The 20514-nt window shown below is 66.9% G+C and carries 19 protein-coding genes; 5 read left to right on the plus strand and 14 right to left on the minus strand.

Going from position 1 to position 20514, the window contains the following annotated elements; translation table 11 throughout:
• Nucleotides 1–34 precede the first annotated feature (34 nt).
• Together LVJ59_RS02665 and glgB are read left to right on the plus strand one after the other, a co-directional pair.
• Nucleotides 35–2107: a maltotransferase domain-containing protein gene (locus tag LVJ59_RS02665; protein WP_374199020.1), complete on the plus strand. Its 2073-nt coding sequence runs from the start codon at nt 35–37 to the stop codon at nt 2105–2107.
• A complete protein-coding gene (glgB, locus tag LVJ59_RS02670; protein WP_232761899.1) occupies nt 2104–4308 on the plus strand; it encodes a 1,4-alpha-glucan branching protein GlgB in 2205 nt (734 codons plus the stop codon). The genes LVJ59_RS02665 and glgB overlap by 4 nt, the downstream gene beginning before the upstream one ends.
• Nucleotides 4309–4336: 28 nt before the next feature.
• Here glgB and LVJ59_RS02675 read toward each other — a convergent pair whose 3' ends face one another.
• Together LVJ59_RS02675 and LVJ59_RS02680 are read right to left on the minus strand one after the other, a co-directional pair.
• Entirely contained in the window at nt 4337–5266 is a 930-nt protein-coding gene (locus tag LVJ59_RS02675) for a tetratricopeptide repeat protein (RefSeq protein WP_232761900.1), read from the minus strand.
• Nucleotides 5263–7203: a glycosyl transferase gene (locus LVJ59_RS02680; RefSeq protein ID WP_232761901.1), complete on the minus strand. Its 1941-nt coding sequence runs from the start codon at nt 7201–7203 to the stop codon at nt 5263–5265. The genes LVJ59_RS02675 and LVJ59_RS02680 overlap by 4 nt, the downstream gene beginning before the upstream one ends.
• 181 nt (nt 7204–7384) lie before the next feature.
• Between LVJ59_RS02680 and LVJ59_RS02685 the strand changes: the two genes are divergently transcribed.
• The gene (locus tag LVJ59_RS02685) at nt 7385–8446 is read left to right on the plus strand and encodes an AI-2E family transporter (protein WP_232761902.1); all 1062 of its coding nucleotides are present in this window, start codon (nt 7385–7387) and stop codon (nt 8444–8446) included.
• Nucleotides 8447–8461: 15 nt separating this feature from the next.
• Here LVJ59_RS02685 and LVJ59_RS02690 read toward each other — a convergent pair whose 3' ends face one another.
• The 9 genes from LVJ59_RS02690 to rpsB all read right to left on the minus strand — a co-directional run bounded on the left by LVJ59_RS02690 (nt 8462) and on the right by rpsB (nt 15198).
• Nucleotides 8462–9178, minus strand: a complete 717-nt coding sequence (locus LVJ59_RS02690) for an alpha/beta hydrolase (RefSeq protein WP_047523351.1) — start codon at nt 9176–9178, stop codon at nt 8462–8464.
• Between the two features lie 2 nt (nt 9179–9180).
• Complete coding sequence (locus tag LVJ59_RS02695) at nt 9181–9468, minus strand: hypothetical protein (protein ID WP_047523352.1); 288 nt, start codon at nt 9466–9468, stop codon at nt 9181–9183.
• Nucleotides 9469–9477: 9 nt separating this feature from the next.
• Nucleotides 9478–10167, minus strand: a complete 690-nt coding sequence (locus LVJ59_RS02700) for a transglycosylase SLT domain-containing protein (protein WP_231555052.1) — start codon at nt 10165–10167, stop codon at nt 9478–9480.
• 48 nt (nt 10168–10215) lie between these two features.
• Nucleotides 10216–10794: a DivIVA domain-containing protein gene (locus LVJ59_RS02705; RefSeq protein WP_153244009.1), complete on the minus strand. Its 579-nt coding sequence runs from the start codon at nt 10792–10794 to the stop codon at nt 10216–10218.
• Nucleotides 10794–11939, minus strand: coding sequence for a phosphatidate cytidylyltransferase (locus tag LVJ59_RS02710; RefSeq protein ID WP_232761903.1), 1146 nt, complete (start codon nt 11937–11939; stop codon nt 10794–10796). Before LVJ59_RS02710 ends, LVJ59_RS02705 begins: the two co-directional genes overlap by 1 nt.
• A 5-nt stretch (nt 11940–11944) precedes the next feature.
• Complete coding sequence (gene frr / locus LVJ59_RS02715; protein ID WP_047523362.1) at nt 11945–12499, minus strand: ribosome recycling factor; 555 nt, start codon at nt 12497–12499, stop codon at nt 11945–11947.
• A gap of 68 nt (nt 12500–12567) precedes the next feature.
• Complete coding sequence (gene pyrH, locus LVJ59_RS02720) at nt 12568–13284, minus strand: UMP kinase (protein WP_047523364.1); 717 nt, start codon at nt 13282–13284, stop codon at nt 12568–12570.
• A gap of 92 nt (nt 13285–13376) precedes the next feature.
• Nucleotides 13377–14204, minus strand: coding sequence for a translation elongation factor Ts (tsf, locus tag LVJ59_RS02725; protein ID WP_047523367.1), 828 nt, complete (start codon nt 14202–14204; stop codon nt 13377–13379).
• A gap of 43 nt (nt 14205–14247) precedes the next feature.
• Nucleotides 14248–15198, minus strand: a complete 951-nt coding sequence (rpsB, locus tag LVJ59_RS02730; RefSeq protein ID WP_047523368.1) for a 30S ribosomal protein S2 — start codon at nt 15196–15198, stop codon at nt 14248–14250.
• 304 nt (nt 15199–15502) lie between these two features.
• Between rpsB and LVJ59_RS02735 the strand changes: the two genes are divergently transcribed.
• Entirely contained in the window at nt 15503–16024 is a 522-nt protein-coding gene (locus LVJ59_RS02735; protein ID WP_232761904.1) for a murein hydrolase activator EnvC, read from the plus strand.
• 32 nt (nt 16025–16056) lie between these two features.
• Here the strand turns inward: LVJ59_RS02735 and LVJ59_RS02740 are convergent, their stop codons facing one another.
• From LVJ59_RS02740 to LVJ59_RS02750, 3 genes are all read right to left on the minus strand, one after another.
• The gene (locus LVJ59_RS02740) at nt 16057–16959 is read right to left on the minus strand and encodes a tyrosine recombinase XerC (RefSeq protein ID WP_232761905.1); all 903 of its coding nucleotides are present in this window, start codon (nt 16957–16959) and stop codon (nt 16057–16059) included.
• Between the two features lie 65 nt (nt 16960–17024).
• Nucleotides 17025–18218 (minus strand): DNA-processing protein DprA, encoded by a 1194-nt coding sequence (dprA, locus tag LVJ59_RS02745; RefSeq protein ID WP_232761906.1) that lies wholly within the window; start codon nt 18216–18218, stop codon nt 17025–17027.
• Nucleotides 18215–18868, minus strand: coding sequence for an ATP-binding protein (locus LVJ59_RS02750; RefSeq protein ID WP_269816573.1), 654 nt, complete (start codon nt 18866–18868; stop codon nt 18215–18217). Before LVJ59_RS02750 ends, dprA begins: the two co-directional genes overlap by 4 nt.
• On the opposite strand from LVJ59_RS02750, the gene LVJ59_RS02755 reads away from it, so the two are divergent.
• Nucleotides 18858–20441 carry a recombinase family protein gene (locus LVJ59_RS02755; RefSeq protein WP_232761908.1) on the plus strand — a complete coding sequence of 528 codons (1584 nt, stop codon included), beginning with the start codon at nt 18858–18860 and terminating at the stop codon, nt 20439–20441. The two genes, LVJ59_RS02750 and LVJ59_RS02755, sit on opposite strands and share 11 nt — an antisense overlap.
• Nucleotides 20442–20514: the final 73 nt, after the last annotated feature.

Consider the following 20514-nt stretch of genomic DNA (forward strand, 5'->3'; position numbering starts at 1 on the left):
ACCCGCGATCACGTCCGCGCGGTAGATTCGGGATGTGGCTGCACGTGCTGGTACTCGGTCCTCGGCTCTCCGGAGCCCCGCTCAGATCCCGGCGCGCGCGCCCGGGCACGTAGACCTCCCCGGTGCGTTGCGTACGACCCGGCTTCCGCTGCTCGACCCCTCGCCCGCGGTCCCCGGTGGTTTTCCCGCCAAGGCCTTCGTCGGCGAAGTCGTCCCCTTCCACGTGGTTTCCTTCCGCGAGGGCCACGACATCATCGGTGTGCATCTCCGCCTCACGTCGCCCTCCGGGGAAGAGACGCTCCACAGACTCTCCCCTCGTCACGACGGCACCGACACGTGGTCGGCAGACGTTGCGCTCGATGAGCAGGGCACCTGGCGCTACCGCTTCGAGGCGTTCGCCGATGACTTCGCGACCTGGGCCCACGCGGCGGCGTTGAAGGTCGCCGCGGACGTCGACGTCCCCGTGATGGCGGCCCTGGGTGCCGAACTGCTCGAGCGCGCCGCCGCGGAGAAGGACCGCCCGGCCGCGCAGCGACGACGGCTGCTCACAGACGCCGAGTCACTGCGGAGCGGCAACGGCGCGGTGACCGCGGCCCTCGCCGCGGACCCCCAGCTGACGGAGATCTTCCGCGCCCAGCCTGTCACGGCGATCCGCTCCGCCACCACCGAGCAGAATCTCGTCGTCGATCGGCTCGCCGCAGGAGTCGGGGCCTGGTACGAGTTCTTCCCGCGCTCCGAAGGCGCCAAGCGGTTGAGGGACGGGACGGTGCGGAGCGGGACGTTCCGCACAGCGACGAAGCGCCTCCCGGAAGTCGCGGCGATGGGCTTCGATGTGGTCTACCTCGTACCGATCCACCCGATCGGCATCACGAACCGGAAGGGACGCAACAACACCCTCACGGCGGAGCAGGGCGACCCGGGATCGCCGTATGCCATCGGTGCGGAAGAGGGCGGCCACGACGCGATCCACCCCGACCTCGGCACTCTCGCGGACTTCCGGGCCTTCGTCCGCGCCGCGCGGAAAGAGGGCCTCGAGATCGCGCTCGATCTCGCACTGCAGGCCTCCCCCGACCACCCCTGGGTCAGGCAGCACCCGGAGTGGTTCACCACGCTGCCCGACGGCAGCATCGCGTACGCGGAGAACCCGCCGAAGAAGTACCAGGACATCTACCCGCTCAACTTCGACAACGACCCTGCGGGGATCTCGGCGGAGATGCTCCGGGTGGTTCAGCACTGGGTCGCGCAGGGGGTGAAGATCTTCCGGGTCGACAACCCGCACACCAAGCCTCTGCAGTTCTGGGAGTGGCTGATCGCGGAGGTCAACGCGGTCGATCCGGACGTGATCTTCCTCGCGGAGGCGTTCACCCGTCCTGCGGTGATGCGCGCCCTCGCCGCTGTGGGGTTCCAGCAGAGCTACAGCTACTTCACCTGGCGGAACACGAAAGCGGAGCTCGAGGAGTTCCTCACCTCGGTCTCGCACGAGACCGCCGACTACATGCGCCCGAACCTCTTCGTGAACACCCACGACATCCTGACCGAGTATCTGCAGTTCGGCGGTCGGGCGGCCTACCGGGTCCGTGCCTGCATCGCGGCCACGGCAGGACCGATCTACGGCGTGTACGCCGGCTACGAGCTCTTCGAGAACGTCGCCCGTCCGGGTTCCGAGGAGAACATCGACAACGAGAAGTACGAGTACAAGTTCCGCGACTGGAACGGGGCCGAGGCTCGCGGGGAGTCACTCGCGCCCTTGCTGCGCAGGCTCAACGAAGTCCGCGCCGCCCACCCGGCGCTGCGTCAGCTCCGCAACTTCTCGACCCACTGGAGCGACGACGACGCCGTCCTCGTCTACAGCAAGCACCTCGCGGCGCCGTTCACCGGGAGCGGGCACGCGGACACGATCATCGTGGTCGCCAACGTCGACCCGCATTCGGTGCGGGAGACCACCGTCCACCTCGACACGACCCGGTGGGGAGTTCCCCTCGGCCACCCGTTCGAGGTCGAGGACCTCCTCACCGGCGCGATCTGGACCTGGAGCGACCACAACTACGTACGACTCGACGCCTTCGCCGAGCCGGTCCACATCCTGAAGGTGAGGGAGCGATCATGAGCTACGCGGAAGATGTCGCCGCATCCACCGAATGGGAGGCGGTCTCCTCGGCCACCCACCATGATCCGCATTCCGTGCTCGGCGCACATGCCCACCAGGACGCCGCCGACCGGACGGTGACCGTCATCCGCGTCCGACGCCCTCTCGCGTCGGAGGTCGACGCCGTCTTCGATGATGGAACCAGACTCGAACTCTCCCACGCCGCGCACGGCATCTGGGAGGGGCGGCACGTCGGTCCCCCTCTCCCCTACCGGGTCGCGACGCGCTACGCCGATCACGCGGAAGCCGTCGTGGGCGATCCCTATCGGCACCGTCCCACCCTCGGAGACCTCGACCTGCATCTGATCGCCGAGGGGCGTCACGAACGCCTCTGGGAGGCGCTGGGGGCGCACCCCCGAACCGCGGAGGGCGAGCCGGGCGTCTCCTTCGCCGTCTGGGCGCCCAACGCCACCGCGGTGCGCGTGGTGGGTGACCACAACGACTGGAACGGCGAAGCCCACGCGATGCGTTCGATGGGGGTGAGTGGAGTCTGGGAGCTCTTCATCCCGGACCTGTCGGTCGGCACCCGGTACAAGTACCAGATCCGCACGCGTGACGGGGCATGGATCCTCAAGGCCGACCCGATGGCGCTCGCCGCCGAGGTTCCTCCGGACACCGCCTCCGTGGTGACCTCCTCGTCCTATTCCTGGTCCGACGGTGCGTGGATGACCCGGCGTGCGGCAACGCATGCCGTCGCGCAGCCACTCTCGATCTACGAGCTCCACGTCGGATCCTGGCGTGCCGGACTCGGGTATCGCGAGCTCGCGGGTCCGCTGATCGAGCATGTGGAGGCGGCAGGGTTCACCCATGTCGAATTCATGCCCCTGGCCGAGCATCCGTTCGGCGGCTCCTGGGGCTACCAGGTGAGCGGGTACTACGCGCCGACGAGCCGGTTCGGCAGCCCTGACGATCTGCGCTACCTGATCGATCGTCTGCATCAGGCCGGTATCGGCGTCATCATGGACTGGGTGCCGGGGCACTTCCCGAAGGACGCGTTCGCCCTCGCCCGCTTCGACGGTCAGCCGCTGTACGAGCACCCTGATCCGCGCCGCGGCGAACACCAGGACTGGGGAACGCTCATCTTCGACTACGGACGCCCCGAGGTCCGAGGATTCCTGGTCGCCAACGCTCTCTACTGGCTCAGAGAGTTCCATGTCGACGGGCTGCGGGTCGACGCGGTCGCTTCGATGCTCTACCTCGACTACTCCCGCGAGGCCGGCCAATGGGAGCCCAACATCCACGGCGGACGCGAGAACCTCGAAGCGATCCGGTTCTTGCAGGAGGTCAACGCCACCGCATACCGCCTGCATCCGGGGATCATGATGATCGCCGAGGAATCCACGAGCTTCCCGGGCGTCACCGCCCCCACCGATCACGCGGGGCTCGGGTTCGGCTTCAAGTGGAACATGGGGTGGATGAACGACTCGCTCCAGTACATCTCACGCGATCCCATGTACCGCTCGCATCATGAGGGCGAGATGACATTCTCGTTCGTCTATGCCTTCGGCGAGAACTACCTGCTGCCGATCAGCCACGACGAGGTCGTGCACGGCAAGGGGAGCCTGCTCACGAAGATGCCGGGCGATCACTGGCACAAGCTCGCCAACACCCGTGCGTACCTCGCATACATGTGGGGGCATCCGGGCAAGAAGCTCCTGTTCATGGGACAGGAGTTCGGTCAGCTCGCCGAGTGGTCGGAGAGTCGCGAACTCGATTGGTGGCTTCTCGACCAGCCCTCGCATCTGCAGTTGCAGGATTTCGTGGGCGCGATGAACCGGACCTATCGCGCACAGGCACCGCTCTGGGCGCGCGACAACGACGGGTCCTCCTTCCATCGACTCGGTGCGCCGAACTGGGATCCGTCCGTGATCGCCTTCGAGCGCCGCGACGACCACGGAGGACGCTTGGTCGTGGTCAGCAACTTCGCGGGCGTCGAGCACGCCGGCTATCGCCTCGAGCTCCCCCGGGAAGGGGTGTGGCAGGAGGTGCTCAATACAGACGCCGCCGAGTACGGCGGCCGAGGCACGGGAAACCTCGGCATGGTCTTCGCGAGCGCGGACGAGGGCGCCGCTCCCACCGCGGCGGTGACGCTACCCGCGCTCTCGACGCTCTGGCTGCGCCATCAGCCCGAGCCGCACGTGCCCACCGTGAGTCACGGGTGACAGTGCACCCGACCGGCTCCCGTCTTCCCTAGAAGAGCAGCGAAGAGAGCCGGTTGCGGGCGGAGACGACACGCGGGTCGGCTGCCCCGATGAGTCCGAACAACTCGACCAGGCGCTCCCTTACAGGAGTGCGCTCATCGGAGGGTAGCTGCGCGAAGAGGTCGAGCAGTCGACCGAACGCATCGTCGACGTGGCCTCCCGAAAGGTCGAGATCCGCGACGTCGAACTGCGCCTGGACATCGAGCGGACGATCGGCGGCCGCCGCACGGGCCACCTGCAGATCGAGCCCTTGCACACGATCGAGAAGGCGCACCTGTCCCAGTCCGGCGAGAGCTTCCTCATCGCGCGGGTTCTCGGCCAGTGCCTTCTCGTACGCGCGGATCGCGGCGGCGTAGTCTCCGACCTCGATCGCGGCGAAGGCCTCGGCGTGCAGCGGCGGAAGCTCCGGCTCCTCCGGCGCACTCGGTGCGTCAGCAGCCGCCGTCTCCTCGACCGCGAGAGTGCCGGTGACACCGTTCTGTGCGGCGACCTGCAACAGCTGGGCAAAGACCTCTCGCACCTGCTGCTCCGGCACCGCACCGGTGAACATCGGCACGGGCTGCCCGGCGATCAACGCGACCACCATCGGGATCGACTGCGCCCGGAAGCTCTGCGCGAGCTGCGGGTTCGCATCGACATCGACCTTCGCCAACAGGACGCGTCCGCCGAGTTCGCGAGTCACCTTCTCGATGATCGGGCTGAGCTGCTTGCACGGACCGCACCACTCCGCCCACAGGTCGACGACGACCGGCACCGTGCGCGAGAGCTCGAGGATCTGGCCGAACGTCTCATCGGTGGCGTCGACCACGACATCGACGACGCCGGGCGTTGCCGTGCTCTCGGACGGCGATGCCGGCCGATTGCGGAGGCTCGAAAGGTCCACCGCGCCACGCAGCGCGGCCGGGGAGATTTCACTCACTTGATCACCTTCACGGAGAGGAGGTCCTGGTGGACTGCCAGGAGTCGGATCTGTTCCGTCGATCCCTGTGCGGGAACCGAGAAGAACAGCTGGAACTCGTACGTCGTCTCGACGCCCTTCGCGGACTCGGTCGCCCCCGTCAGCGCTTTGGCCTCGGCGTTGTCACCGAATCGGATCACCACATCCGACGACGTCGGAGTCACGGTCTCCTTGTCGGTGAGAGACACGGCGACGATCGCACCACTGTCGAGAGTGGTCATCGAGATGGGCTCGGCGGTCGTCGGGGACATGTCGAAGGCTGCCTTCGACGTCTCTGACGCCCCCTTGTCGGCGAGGTTCTTCACGACGGCCTGCCTGCTGTCGGTGATCGAGGTCGCGAGATTCAACGCGAGGTCGTCGAACAGACCGTAGTACTCGCTCTTCTCCCCGGCATCGACGACATCGGCGAAAGCCGGAGCGAGCTCAGCCGGTGGAAGCGTCAGGAAGGCGGAATCGGACGGCACGAGGGAGGTGCCGAGCCAGGTGGCGGCGACGTCGGGGAACACAGCATCCGCCGACATCTCCGCCATGTTGCTGATCCGGTAGTTCGACCACGGGTCCGCCTGCGTCATCATGAGGAGGACCGGGGGCACGGTGTCGTCACCGGTGCTCTTCGACAGCATGAGGACCGTGCGGGGCCAGCGGTCGGTGGCCTCGGGGAGCACCACCTCGAAGTCGTCGGTCGGGATGGCTGCGGGCAGCGCCATGTCAGCGATCTTCGACCGCAGTGCATACTCCGTGGTCCGCGCGGCGAGTGCGGGGCCGTCGAGACGAGTGGTCGCGAGGTCGAGGTCGAGCGCGGAGTCCGCTTCGGCGACGGTCTCGGACGCGGACTGCAGGATGCGCTTGGCTTGCGACTCCGTCACGGCGGGCGGCTTCTGGTTCTCGGGGGCGATCACCGTCGGGCTCGGCGACGGAGACGTCGAAGCCCCGTCGAACTGGGGCCAGGAGTCCGCCGAGCATCCGGCAGCGAGGACGGCCGTCAGACCGAGTGCCGGGAGTGCCAGCATCCGACGCCGCCGCATCGGGTGCGCCGCACGCATGGCGTTCTTCGAGTCTGTTCCCTTGTGATCGTCCACGATCTCCGCATCCTCGGTCCCGCCGTCCGATGCCCCGTCGACGGAAGTCTGAGATTCCGATGTATCGTTCCCGGCTTCGAGTGCTGCGCGCTCCGCAGGTGGAAGCGCGGCGACGTCGATCGGCTCGGTCGCCGGAAGCGGGCCGGGACCCTTGCGACGAGGGCCGCGACCTCGCCGCTGATGGCGGATCCCGAGCACGTACAGGATGAGTCCGATCAGCAGCACGATGCCACCGGCGACCATCAGCGGCCCGGCCAGAGGCGTCTTCGTGTCCAACGGCCAGGAGACCGTGATCTGGTCGGGCGCGTCGAGCGTGCCGTCGTAGGCGATCAACGTGCTCGTGCCTTCGGGCAACTGGATCTTGTCGACGGTGAGGAGGTTCTCATCCTCGAAGGAGTCCAGCCACAAGTCGGACCCTCGCGGGTCGCGGCCTGCGGGTTCCTCGGTCGCCCCTTCGCCCGCGTCCTCACCGGCGTCCGTCGAGTCCGGGTCCTCGGGAGCCGTGACGTGCTCGACCGACAACTCGCCCTCGTCGTCCACCGTCACCCGGTTGTAGTCGGAGTCAGCCAGCCAGGCCTCCATGTCGGCGGTCCGGCCGTAGCTGCTGAAGATGTCTCCCTGGCCGCGGACGATCAGCTTCTGCGCACCCGGGTTCGTCCGCAGGACGTCGCCATCCAGCAGCACGAACGGTGCGGGCTCATCGATCTCGACCTGCGTCTGCTGCGAGTCGGGCCCCATGAATATGGTGCGCTGGGCGATCCCCGCCCCGATCAGCACCGCGGCCAGCACGAAGGCCACCACGGCCCATACGAAACGCACGAATAGTCTCCTCACGCATCACCGGCATCTGCCCGCGACGCAACACTCGACATTTCAGACTAGCGAAATCAGCTGTGTGTTGCCCACGAGGAGGTGCAGTGCGGGCAGGAAACGGCACGTCGCCCGCTGCTCGAGGCTCCCGCTCGGTAGCCTTGCTGCAGCCGTTTCGAGGAGTCCACAGATGAAGATCCACAATCCCTTCCGCACCGCGCTGGTGGCGACGCTCGGAGTGGGGTTGGGGATCCTGCTGATCAGCAGCGTGCAGACGCTCTCCACTGTGCTCCTGTACGTCGGCACCGCTCTCTTCCTCAGCCTGGGCCTGGATCCGCTGGTTTCGTTCCTCGAACGCCGCAAACTCCCCCGGTGGCTCGCCGTGCTGGTGACCATCGTCGCTGTCCTCGCCGTGTTCAGCGGGATCGTCCTGATCATCCTCCCGGTGCTGGTGGACCAGATCTCTCAGCTCATCGCACAGATCTCGGCGATCGTCTCACGCGGGAACCTGATCCCCGATCTCAAGGAGTGGATGCAGGCCACGTTCCCCAACCTGCTCGTCGATGACGTCTTCACCTACGTGACGGAATGGCTCACGACGAACCTGGCCGAGATCGGCGGCTCGATCGGTCAAGGGGTCCTCGTCGCGAGCGGCGCTGTCCTCAGTGGACTCTTCGGGGCGTTCATCGTGCTCATCCTGACGATCTACCTGACCGCGTCGACCCCCTCCCTCAAGCGCGCCGTCTACCAGCTCGCCCCGGCCTCGAAGCGCGATCGGTTCATCGATCTCTCCGAGCAGATCACCGACTCGGTCGGCTACTACGTGATGGGCCAGGTCTCCCAGGGTGTGCTCAACGGCGTCCTGAGCGCTATCTTCCTCTCCATCATCAATGCGCCGTTCCCGACGGTCCTCGCGATCATCGCGTTCTTCTTCTCGCTGATCCCGCTCGTCGGCACCCTGACGGGCTCCACGATCATCGTGCTCGTGTGTCTCATCCCCGGGCTCGGCTCGCCGGGAATCGCGATCGCCGCTGCCATCTACTACTTGATCTACATGCAGATCGAGGCGTACCTGATCTCCCCGCGCATCATGAGTCGTGCGGTCTCCGTTCCGGGAGCTGTCGTGGTCGTCGCCGCACTCGCCGGAGGAAGCCTGCTCGGGCTGCTGGGGGCGCTCATCGCGATCCCCGTCGCCGCGAGCATCCTGATCATCTACCGTCAGGTGCTCATCCCCCGCATGAACGAGCTCTGAGGCGAGGCGAAGGGCTCAGTCGGCCTCGGGCCAGTGCGTCGCCAGCGGGAGCGCCGACGGGTTCACTGCCGCGACGATCTCGGTGAGCACGCGCCGGGTCTGCGTCTCCCCGACCCACAGATGCTTGCCGCCGTCCACGGCGATCAGATTCGCGTGCGGGATCGACGCGAACCGTTCACGTGCCTCGTCCGGACGCAGGTAGTCGTCGAGTTCCGGCACCAGGATCACCACGGGCACGTCGACCGCACCCCAGGCAGCGACTTCCGCGTCCGTCGCGCGGTGCAAGGGCGGGGAGAGCAGGATGATGCCGGCGATGTCATGGTCGCGACCGTACTTGAGGGCGAGCTCCGTGCCGAACGACCATCCGACGAGCCAGGGGTTCGGCAAGGCGCGGTCACGGACGAAATCCATCGCCGCCGCCACGTCGAACTGCTCGGCGGCACCGCCGTCGAACGCGCCATCGCTGGTCCCGCGCGGCGATGTCGTTCCGCGGGTGTTGAAGCGCAGGACCGCGAGGTCGGCGAGAGCAGGCAGGCGGGCCGCTGACTTACGGATGATGTGCGAGTCCATGAAGCCGCCCGCGGTGGGCAACGGGTGCAGCGTCACGAGCGTCGCGACCGGTGCGGTCTCCTGCGGCACGGCGAGCTCGCCGACGAGGGTGAGCCCGTCCGCGGTCGTCAGCTCGATGTCCTCGCGCTGCGCCGGAAGCTCCAGCGGTCCTCGGATCTCCATGCTCACGCCATCCTCCAGCAGTGTGTGTGCCAATGTCTACGCGCGGCGAGGTCCGCCGCGTCGCCCAGCACTCCGTCGGCGCGCCAGGTCACGAGGTGCGCCGTGCCGATCACGATCTGTCCGCCACAGCCCGGGCACACGTACGCCTTCTGTGCCTGCACGGCAGACACCGGCTGCACGGTCCACTCCGCGCCGCGGCGTGTCTCCGTGCGCTTCCAGCCGGCGAGCAACCTGTCGAACGCGTCCTCGGGTTCCGGGCGCGCCGGAGGGCGTCTGCGTGAGCGTGGCATGGCGCCTGCTCACCACCAGTGGTTGTTGGTCCAGAAGTTGTAGGCGCCGGCCCAGCTGCCGTACCGTCCCGTGGCGTACCCCGTCGCCCACCGCAGGTTGTCGACCGGGTTGTAGCCGTTCCCCGGCACCTTGCTGCAGGGCAGTGCCTGAACCAGGCCGCACGCGCCCGACGACTGATTCGTGGCGTTGGGATTCCAACCGCTCTCACGCGAGACGATGTAGTCGACGTACTGCCAGTCGCTCTGGGCGATCCCGGCGGCAGCCATCCACTCGGCGGGTGCTCCGCCTCCCGAGTATGGGGGCAGCGACGATCCGCCGGACGACCCGCCGTTCGAGCTGGACGCGACCGTGGGAGCGGGCTTCGGCTTGGGCTTCGGCTTCACGTACACCTCGAAGGTGCCGCGCTCGATCGGCGTGATCGCCGCACCGCTCACGGTGACCGCGAGGTTCTGGGTATCGGCGAGAGCCAACGAGTAGGCCGAGTCGGGCGAGTCGGTCGGGGTGGGGTCCGCCAGTGCCACTCCGGTCGGTGCGACGAGTGCTCCGGCGAATCCGACCACAGCGAGGGCGCTGAAGACACTCACCACACCGCGTCGACGCGACCAACGGCGAGCACCCGGGCGCGCGGCTTTCACCCTGGCCGCGGGCACCGGCGAGGAGTCGCTTCGTTCGAGGTTCATGTCGTTTCGGGAGTTCACGATGAAGGACAGTCTACGCAAAGGCGCCTGAATCGACCATCAGGAACCTCAGCGGACGGCGAGAATGACGTCGATCGTCGCGTCGAGGAGAGCATCGACCTGCTCTTCGCGGTAGCCACCGCGCTGCATCCGGAAGGCTGCCGAGCGGAGTTGTTCCGCGGTGAGCGCATCGCCGTCACGCAGATAGCGGACGATCCTCGTCGACACGTGATCGACCTCGTCGATGCGATACCCGAAGGTCAGCACGCCGGTGCGAGCGAAACGATGACGACGGGGTCGGGCGAGGTGGTCGAGGATCACCTGCGCATCGGCTCTCGCCTGATCGACCCAGGCGCCGGCTCCCTGCGTGCGCACGACGCGCTCGCGCTCCCGAGCGGCGAACGCGTCTTCCACGCGACCGAGAGCCGCATCGACGTCAGCGACCACGTAGCCGCCCTTCACGAGCGGGAACGAGGCGATGCGGACGTCTTCCGCACTCAGCTCGTCGCCCCCGGACTCGAAGGCACGACGAGCAGAGGCGAGGAAGGTGTCAACCGCTGCGCGATGGTAGCCGCGCTCACGTCCGGTCGTCAGCGCGAACGCCGGCGGCGTCGTCGTCGCCTGTTCTTCGAGCTGTTCGTCACTCATCACATGACCACCCAGGGAGAAAGGAGGAAATACAGGCAGAGCGCGGGAATGGTCGACGGCAGGATGCTGTCCAGCCGATCGAGCAGTCCGCCGTGACCGGGCAGCCAGGAACTCATGTCCTTGATACCCAGGTCACGCTTGAGCATGGACTCGCCGAGATCGCCGAGCGTCGCGGAGAGGAGGATGGATGCGCCGAAGATCAGGCCCGCCCACCAGGGCAGCTCCAGCAGGAAGATCGCGAGCAGCACCCCTGCGATCAGGGACGCGGCGACGGCGCCACCGAACCCTTCCCACGTCTTCTTCGGACTGATCTTCGGGGCCATCGGATGACGCCCGAACGCCAGTCCCGCGGCATACGCCCCCGTGTCGGCGGCCACGGCGATGGCGATGAAGCTGAGCACCCACCACTGACCGCCCTCCTGCTCCAGCAGGATGAGAGCGACGCCGGCGAGGAACGGCACGTAGACCTGCACGAATCCGCTGATCACGGCATCGGTCAGCACGTCACCGTAGGTACGACCGTCTTTCACCACCATCTGCGCGATCAGGCGCCAGACGACCACGAAGGCGACCGCGACGAACAGCATCACCCAGCACAGCCAGGGTTCGGCGAAGTACGCGGAGAGAACCAGGAACGCCGCGGCGATCAGCTGGGGCACGACGTCGATCCGTCTGCCGGACGCCCGCAGCGCGCGGGAGAGCTCGTACACGCCCAACAGCGCGGCGGCGAGAGCGAACGGCACGAAGAGCGCCTTGATGAACAGCAAGGATGCGAGCAGAGCAGCGCCGAACGCAAGGCCGATCAGGGTCGCGAGGATGAGGTCGCGGCCCGTGCGCTGCTTGATCCGCTCGTTGGCCTGATCGAGCTGATCCCGTGCGTGTGAGACGTGGCTGCCGAGCTCATCCCGTGCGGCTCGCCACTGTTCACGGATCGCGTTGTGGTCAGCTGTGTCCAGCGGCCCGAGGGGGACCTGCGACGTGTTCTCCGGGGTCACCGGGAGCGGCGGACGTGGCGGAATCGCGTCCGCGTCGAAGGACGGAAACGCCGCGTCCACGAGCGGGATGCCGTCGGCCGGCGCACCACCACGCGCATCCCGGCGCGTCGGTGGCGTGCCGTCATCGGCATCTCGCGTTTCGTCAGACATCCCGACTACACCTCGAGGAGTTCGGCCTCTTTGCGCTTCAGCGCGTCGTCGATGAGTTCGACGTGCTGACGCGTCAGACCGTCGAGCTCCTTCTCACCGCGGGCGATCTCGTCCTCTCCGAGTTCGCTCTTGAGCGCGTCCAGCTCGTCCTTCGCCTTACGACGGATACCGCGGACATGCACCTTCGCGTCTTCAGCCTTGGTCTTGACCAGCTTGACGTACTCCTTGCGGCGCTCAGCCGTGAGCTCGGGCATCGTGACGCGGACGAGGTTGCCGTCGTTGGTGGGATTGACGCCGAGGTTGGGCATGTCCCGGATGGCCTGCTCGATGGCCTTGAGCGCCGACTTGTCGTACGGCGTGATGATGAGGGTGCGCGCCTCCTGGTTCGCCAGCGATGCGAGCTGTGCGATGGGGGTCGGCGTGCCGTAGTAGTCCACGAGGACCTTCTGGAACATCTGCGGGTTCGCACGACCGGTGCGCACCGTGGAGAAGTCCTCCTTGGCAGCTTCGACCGCCCGGTTCATACGAGTGGTGGTTTCAGCGAGGACGTCCGCGATCACGGTGACTCCTATCGTCGGGGTGTTCTGGAAATTCTATCGGGCGGAGGCGGCTCCGCCGTGTCACACGCTCACGCGGTGACGAGGGTGCCGATGGCCTCTCCCAGCAGGGCGCGCGTCACGTTGCCCGCAGGCTCCATCCCGAACACACGCATGTCCATGCTGTTGTCCATGCACAGGCTGAATGCGGTCGAGTCGACGACCTTGAGCCCGCGCTGGAGTGCGTCACGGTAGGTGACCTGCTCGATGCGCTCGGCGTCGGCGTGCTTGTGGGGATCGGCGGTGTAGATTGCGTCCACCCCGTTCTTGGCGACGAGCACCTCATCGGCTCCGATCTCGAGCGCGCGCTGGGCCGCCACGGTATCGGTGGAGAAGTACGGGAGACCAGCGCCGGCGCCGAAGATGACGACCCGCCCCTTCTCGAGGTGACGCTCCGCGCGACGAGGGATGTAGGGCTCGGCGACCTGGGTCATCGAGATCGCCGACTGCACGCGGGTCGCGGCTCCGGCCTGCTCGAGGAAGTCCTGCAGGGCGAGGGCGTTCATCACGGTGCCCAGCATTCCCATGTAGTCGGCACGTCCGCGGTCCATGCCGCGCTGGCTGAGCTCGGCGCCGCGGAAGAAGTTGCCGCCGCCGACGACGATCGCGACCTCCACCCGGTCGACGGCCGCGGCGATGTCCCGGGCGATCTGGGACACCACGTCGGGGCTGACACCCAGCTGTCCCGCTCCGAAGGCCTCGCCGGAGAGTTTGAGAAGGACGCGACGGCGTCCGGTGCGTTCAGTCATGGGTGGGTGTCCTCTCGTCCCGATTCAAGATAGTGCCTCGTGGGCATGAAGAAGGGGTTCGGATCATGATGATCCGAACCCCTTCGACGTCGCTACGCGCCGACCTTGAAGCGCGCGAAGTCCGTCACGGTGATACCGGCGTCCTTCGCCACCTGGGCGACAGAGAGCTTGTTGTCCTTCGCGTAGTCCTGCTCGAGCAGGGCGACCTGCTTGATGAAGGCGGACACGCGACCCTCGACGATCTTCGGCAGAGCCGCTTCCGGCTTGCCCTCGTTGCGGGAGATCTCGGTGACGATCTCACGCTCCTTGTCGACGGCGTCCGCCGGCACGTCCTCGCGGGACAGGTACGACGGGTTGGCGAACGAGATGTGCTGTGCGATGCTGCGCGCAGTCTCGGCGTTGTCGCCCGAGTACGCGACGACGACACCGATCTGCGGCGGCAGGTCCTTGCTGGTGCGGTGCAGGTAGACCTCGACCTTGTCGCCCGAGATCGTGCGTACGCGACGCAGTTCGACCTTCTCGCCGATGATCGCGGCTTCCTCGGAGATCAGCTGCTCGACGCTCTTGTCGCCCGCGGGGGCGGCGAGAGCTGCCTCGATCGAGTCGGCCTTGACCGCAGCGGCCGCATCGGCGACCTTGTCGGCCAGCGTGATGAAACGCTCGTTCTTGGCGACGAAGTCGGTCTCGCAGGCGAGCTCGAGCAGGGTGACGGCACCGTCCTGCTCACGAGCGACGATCAGTCCCTCGCTGGTGGAACGGTCAGCACGCTTCGCGTTGCCCTTCGCACCCTTCAGGCGCAGGATCTCGGTGGCCTTCGCGACGTCTCCGTCAGCCTCCTCGAGCGCCTTCTTGGTGTCGACCATGCCCGTGCCGAGCTGCTCGCGCAGAGCCTTGAGGTCAGCGATGGTGAAGTTGGCCATGTGTGGTGGCTCCTTGCTTCGTTAGGTAGGTGTGTACGAGGGATTACTTGGCGTCTGCGGCCTCGGCGGCGGCGACCTCAGCGGTCTCCTCACCGGAAGCAGCGGCGATCGCCTCGTCGTGAGCCTCGGCACCGGCCTCGTCGGCTGCGGTCTCGTCGGCAGCCGGGGTCTCGACGACAGCGGCCTCGTCGGCAGCGGTCACGACCTCAGCGGCGTCAGCGGACTCCTGAACCTCCTGGGCCGGAGCTTCGAGGAGCTCCTTCTCCCAGTCGGCGAGCGGCTCAGCGTCACCCGTCTCCGGGTTGTGCTTCTGCTGCAGGCCCTCGGCCGCGGCGTCGGCGATGATGCGGGTCAGCAGCGAGACGGAACGGATCGCGTCGTCGTTGCCGGGGATCGGGTACTGGAAGTCGTCCGGGTCCGCGTTGGTGTCGAGGATGCCGATCACCGGGATGCCGAGCTTCTTGGCCTCGTCGATCGCGAGGTGCTCGCGCTTGGCGTCGATGACCCACAGAGCCGAAGGCGTCTTGGTGAGGTTGCGGATACCACCGAGCGACTTGTGCAGCTTGTCGAGCTCGCGCTTCTTGAGCAGGAGCTCCTTCTTGGTGAAGCCGCTGTTCGCCGGCGTCTCGTAGTCGAGCTCCTCGAGCTCCTTCATGCGTGCGAGACGCTTCGAGATCGTGGAGAAGTTCGTGAGGAGTCCACCGAGCCAGCGCTGGTTGACGAAGGGCTGGCCCACGCGGGTCGCCTGCTCGGCGAGGATCTCCTGCGCCTGCTTCTTCGTGCCGACGAAGAGGATGGTGCCACCGTGGGCGACCGTCTCCTTGACGAAGTCGTAGGCCTTGTCGATGTAGCCGAGCGACTGCTGAAGATCGATGATGTGGATGCCGCTGCGCTCCGTGAGGATGAAGCGCTTGACCTTCGGGTTCCACCGACGGGTCTGGTGTCCGAAGTGCACGCCGCTGTCGAGCAGCTGGCGGATGGTGACCACAGCCATGGTCGTCTCCTGGTTCTGGCACATTTCTGTACCGTTGAGGTTGTCAAGCCGATCGGATGACCGGACTTCCTGGTGCCCGGCACGCACCCTCCCCCTCGGAAGAAGGACCTGTGGGTGTCGATGCCGCGATGAGATCGCTCTGGGCACGCGTAGTCACCCCGATATCGAGGTGCTCCTCCAGCATACAGGATGCCGCGGCCTCACTGCCTCTGCACCGAGGCGGTCCCCGCTGAGTTGATCACCGTCGCCATCCATACCGCAGGAACGCCGATCACGGACCGGAATCACGCGACAGGATCCCCGCATGAGCCTTCACTCTCGCACCTGGTCCGGCTCCGTGATCGGACTCCTCCTTCTCGTCCTGCTCGCAACGCTGGGCTCGTTCGGCACTGCGGAAGCCTCGGACCTCCCTCGATGGCGATGGCCCCTCCTGGGCACGCGGGCCGTGGTCGAGCCCTTTCGCGCTCCTGCGCACGAATACGGCGCAGGGCATCGAGGCGTCGACCTGGTCTCGTCCGTCGGGGCGATCGCGGTCGCTCCGGCAGACGGGGTCATCGCGTTCCGCGGAACCGTCGTCGATCGCCCGCTGTTGACGATCACGCATGCCGACGGTCTCGTGACGACGTTCGAACCCCTGCGCTCGACGCTCGATCCCGGTGATGCGGTGTCGGCCGGCCAGGAGATCGGCACGGTCGATGTCGGCGGGCACACGCCGGCGGGGGCCCTCCACATCGGTGTGAGACGGGATGGCGCCTACATCAACCCGCTCCTGCTCTTCGGGGATATCCCGCGGTCGATCCTGCTCCCCTGCTGCGCGCCGCTCTGACGCACGGAGACGATCACCTCCGTGAGCGACGATCACGCACGCGGGTGCGCGAGCCGATAGCTTGCCGTCAGACGCTCCGCAGAGACGTGCGTGTAGATCTGCGTGGTGCCGATGCTCGCGTGACCGAGGATCTCTTGCACGGCGCGCAGATCCGCACCGCCATCGAGGAGGTGCGTCGCGGCCGTGTGACGGAGCGCGTGGGGTCCTATGGTCTCGGCACCGACGATCGGCGCCAGCACGCGTGCGACGAGCTCGTACACCGTTCGCGGTCCGACCCGAGCGCCCCGACTCCCCAGCATCACCGCGGGACTGAAGGTGCGTGCTCTGGCGACCAGGACGGGTCGCCCGCGTCGGAGGTAGGCGTCCAACGCGTCCCGCGCGGGAGCGCCGAACGGGACGACTCGTTCCTTCACCCCTTTGCCGAGCACCCGCGCCGTCGCTCGGTCGAGATCGAGGTCGTCGATGTCGAGCCCGCACAGCTCGGAGACCCGCATACCCGACCCGTACAGGAGCTCGAGGATCGCGTGATCTCGCAAGTCGACCGGGTCCCCTGCGGCGGCATTGTCACGATACTCATCGAGCAACGCGGTCATCGCCTCCCGCGACGCAACGGTCGGGAGAGTGCGCCCCCTCTTCGGGGTGACCAGACGAAGGCTCGGATCCTGAGAGACGAGCTCCTGTTCGTGCGCCCACCGGAAGAACGACCGTGCTGCCGCAGAACGCCGCGCGAGAGTCGAGCGTGCATCGCCGCGTTGCGTCGCGTGCCAGAGCCAGTCTCGGAGCGCGTCGAGGTCGACGTCTTCGAGCTGGACACTGCCCGTGGACGCGGCGAGGTCCCGAAGGTCGGAACGGTAGGCCTTCACGGTCGCCGGCGACAGCCGACGCACCCGTTCCAGGTGATCGACGAACGCTTCGGCGGCAGCCGTGAGTTCCATACCTCCCACTCTGCCCCCGTCGGGGGACCGTGATCCGGAGCCTCGCCGCGGTGTCGGCCTGACGGTCACCCGCCTCGCAGGCGTGGTGCCCGACGCCAGCCCGTTCCGTCAGCATCGACATCGCCCTCCAGGTGCAACAGCCCGAGAAGAGACCTCACCCGCTCGGCAGACAGGCCGGAGCGCCGGGCGATCTCATCGACGGAGAGCACCGACCGCGTGGTCAGCGCATCGAGCACGCGCGTCCTGTTCGGATCCTCGAGTGCACCGGCTGTCGGCACGCCGTCGAGTTGCCCCCACAGCTCCCGCACCTCCGCTGCCGAAGTGACGCACTGCGCGTCGTACTCGCGCAACAGACGATGGCATCCCGCGGACGACGCCGAGGTCACCGGCCCCGGTACGGCACCGAGCGGACGACCGAGCGTCGCGGCGTGACCCGCGGTGTTCAGAGAGCCGCTGCGCCACCCGGCCTCGACGACGACCGTCGCCTGTCCGAGCGCGGCGATGAGGCGGTTCCGTGCGAGGAAGCGCCACTTCGTCGGGGCGGTGCCGCATGGCGGCTCGCTCACCACCGCCCCGTGCTCAGAGATCTGCTGCAGCAATCGCTGATGACCGACCGGATACGCGCGGTCCACTCCCCCGGCGAGGAACGCGATGGTCGCCCCACCGACGCCGAGCGCCGCCCGATGCACCGCCCCATCGATGCCGTAGGCCCCGCCGGACACCACCACAGCCCCAGTCGAGGCGAGATCACCGGCCAGCTCAGCGGCCACCTGCTCCCCGTAACCGCTCGAGGCGCGGGCGCCGACCATCGACACACGCGGGGACGCTGTGAGCAGTTCCACGCGCCCGCGCACCCAGAGCGCGCTCGGCGCGTGGGGTCCGAGATCGTCGAGGGCATCCGGCCACTGCGGATCGCCGGGGATCACCAACCGCGCGCCGATCTCGAGTGCTCCGAGAAAGGCCGATCGCACGGCCTCCTGCTGCAGCCGAGGACGCCATCGCGCTTGGGCTTCCCGAAGCGCCCGGAAGCCTACCTCGCCGGTGTCATCGGTGAACGGCGACCTGCTTCTACCTCCTGCTGCCACGGAGAGGGCCTCCTCCGCTCCGAGGGCGCCGATCAGTGCGCCTGCGACTGCATCTCCGGGTTCGGCGATCACCGTCCAGGCCGCTCGCGCCACGCAATCCGCCACCGCTTCACCCCCGTGGATGCGGCGGGCGGCAGCCATCAGTTCGGTGTCCCCCAGCAGTAGCCGCATCATCTCGGCAATCCTCTCCGCAGGTGCAACGCACGCCCGATCTCCTCGACACCGGGTTGTTCGATGTCGCTCAGGTCCGCCATCGTCCACGCCACTCTCAGCACTCGGTCGTATCCCCTCAGGGTGAGCAGACCGCGCTCCAGCGCCCGGTCGAGCGGAGATCGCGTGGCCGCCGGAAGGCGCTGAGTGCCCTGACGCAGCCAGGTCCCCGGTACATCCGCATTGCGTCTCCACGGACTGCTCCGCCACCGATGCGCGGCACGCTCCCTGGCGGCTTGCACCCGGACCCGCGCCTGCGCCGTCGTCGTCTCCCCGCCGGCCTCGCCCATCGCCCGGGATGCCGCGACACGACTGACCTGGAGATCGATGTCGACGCGGTCACGAAGCGGGCCGGACAATCGCGTGGAGTACCGGCGGATAGACATAGGCGGACAGATGCATTCGGACCCTCTCACGCCGTAATTGCCGCACGGGCACGGGTTCATGGCGAGCAGCAGCTGGAACTTCGCCGGGAACCTCGCAGTGAAGCCCGCGCGGTGGACCTCGATCGCGCCTGACTCCAGCGGCTGGCGCAGGGCGTCGAGCGCCACCCGCGAGAATTCCGCTGCCTCAGCAAATTGTCGAAGTACAATACAATTGATTATGGGAACCAAAACCGCGGCGATTTACACCCGCATCTCGAAGGACTCCGAGGGCAAGGCTCTCGGAGTCACTCGACAGGAGCAAGACTGTCGAGCGCTCGCAACTCAGCTCGGCTACGAACACATCATCGTGTTCACTGACAACGACACTTCGGCCAGCACGCTCACGGACAAGCCACGTCCTGACTTCGTTCGCATGGTGAACGCCGCGAAGGATCGGCAGGTGGACGCGATCATCGCGTACTCCAACAGCCGACTGACTCGACGGGTTGCGGAGATTCAGTCACTCATCGACGTCGTCAAGCGCACCGGCATGCGAATCCATACAGTGGCGTCTGGTCAGCACGACCTCGATACTGCGGACGGCAGAGCCGCCATGCTCACGATTGCCGTCTGGGACCAGGCCGAGGCCGAACGTACCGGAGAGCGCATCAAGCGCGCCAAGCTCCAGAAAGCACAGAACGGCGAGTGGCACGGCGGTGCTGCCCCATACGGCTATCAGGTCGATCCCAAGACTCGGAATCTGGTTCCCAACCCTGCCGAAGTCAAGCTGATCCGCGAAGCTGCCACTCGGCTACTCGACCGCGGACAGGCGCTCCACGCGATCATCGTTGAGTGGAACAACCGCGGCGAGACCACGCGCTACGGTCACCACTGGCGGCAGACGGGACTACGCCCAATCCTGCTCAATCGAAGCATGCTTGGGGAGACGTCCACGGGCGTCAAGGGCTGGGACCCGATCATCGATGAACGGACGTTCGATCGGCTGACGTCGCTTCTCACGGACCCATCGCGAAAGGTCGTCCACTCTCCCGGCGCGAACGGCGGGAAACGAGCACTCGGCGGTGGTCTGACGGTCTGTGGCGTCTGCGGCAAGCCGTTGATCACGCACAGCAAGCCGAACGGGAACGGCAAAGGGACCACGCCGACCCTCGCTTGCCTGGCACGTGTACACGGGCCTTCCGACAAGCACCCTCGCGTTGAGCGCGTTCGGAATCGGAACGGCGAGAAAGTCACTGTCTTGGAGGACTCGGGCAGGGTTCAAGTTGCGCACGATCCGCTGGAAGAACTCGTGTTCGAGCAAGTGATCGAGATGCTGCACGACACCGAGCGCTGGAAAGCGCGCATGCAGGAGAAGAGCCCTGAGACAGAGAACAAGCTGATCGAGCTGGAGGATCGACGCCGCCGGTTGCACGACGAGCTCGACGGTGTAGGTCGTGCCGTTATGGTCGGTGCGTGGGACGAGCGCCGAGCGAAAGGCGAGGTCGCACGAATCCGTGCTGAGCTTGCGGACCTCGAACAACGCATCAACGCGCTGATCGGTCGCCCGATGTTCGATGCCGTCGTTCAAGAAGGCAAGTTGGAGAACTGGCGCGACTGGCCAGTTCTGGATCGCCGGACGTTCCTGCGGCTGTTCATCGATCGCATCGAGGTAGGCACCTACCCCGAGGCAACTCAGCGAACCCGGCGCAAGCTCAAGGACGAGACCGATGAAGCGCACAAGGCCGCTCAGTGGGAGATCGTCAAGGTTGCGACTGCATCACGAATCCGGATCGTGTGGAAGTGGGAGACGGAGACCGCGTAATCTAGGTCACGCTTACGGCGAATGATAGCTGGGCTCCTGCTCACTGCACATTCGCCGTTTGTGGTTTTCGCCA

Source organism: Microbacterium sp. KKR3/1, assembly GCF_021272365.1.
In the GTDB taxonomy this organism is placed as follows: domain Bacteria; phylum Actinomycetota; class Actinomycetes; order Actinomycetales; family Microbacteriaceae; genus Microbacterium; species Microbacterium aurugineum.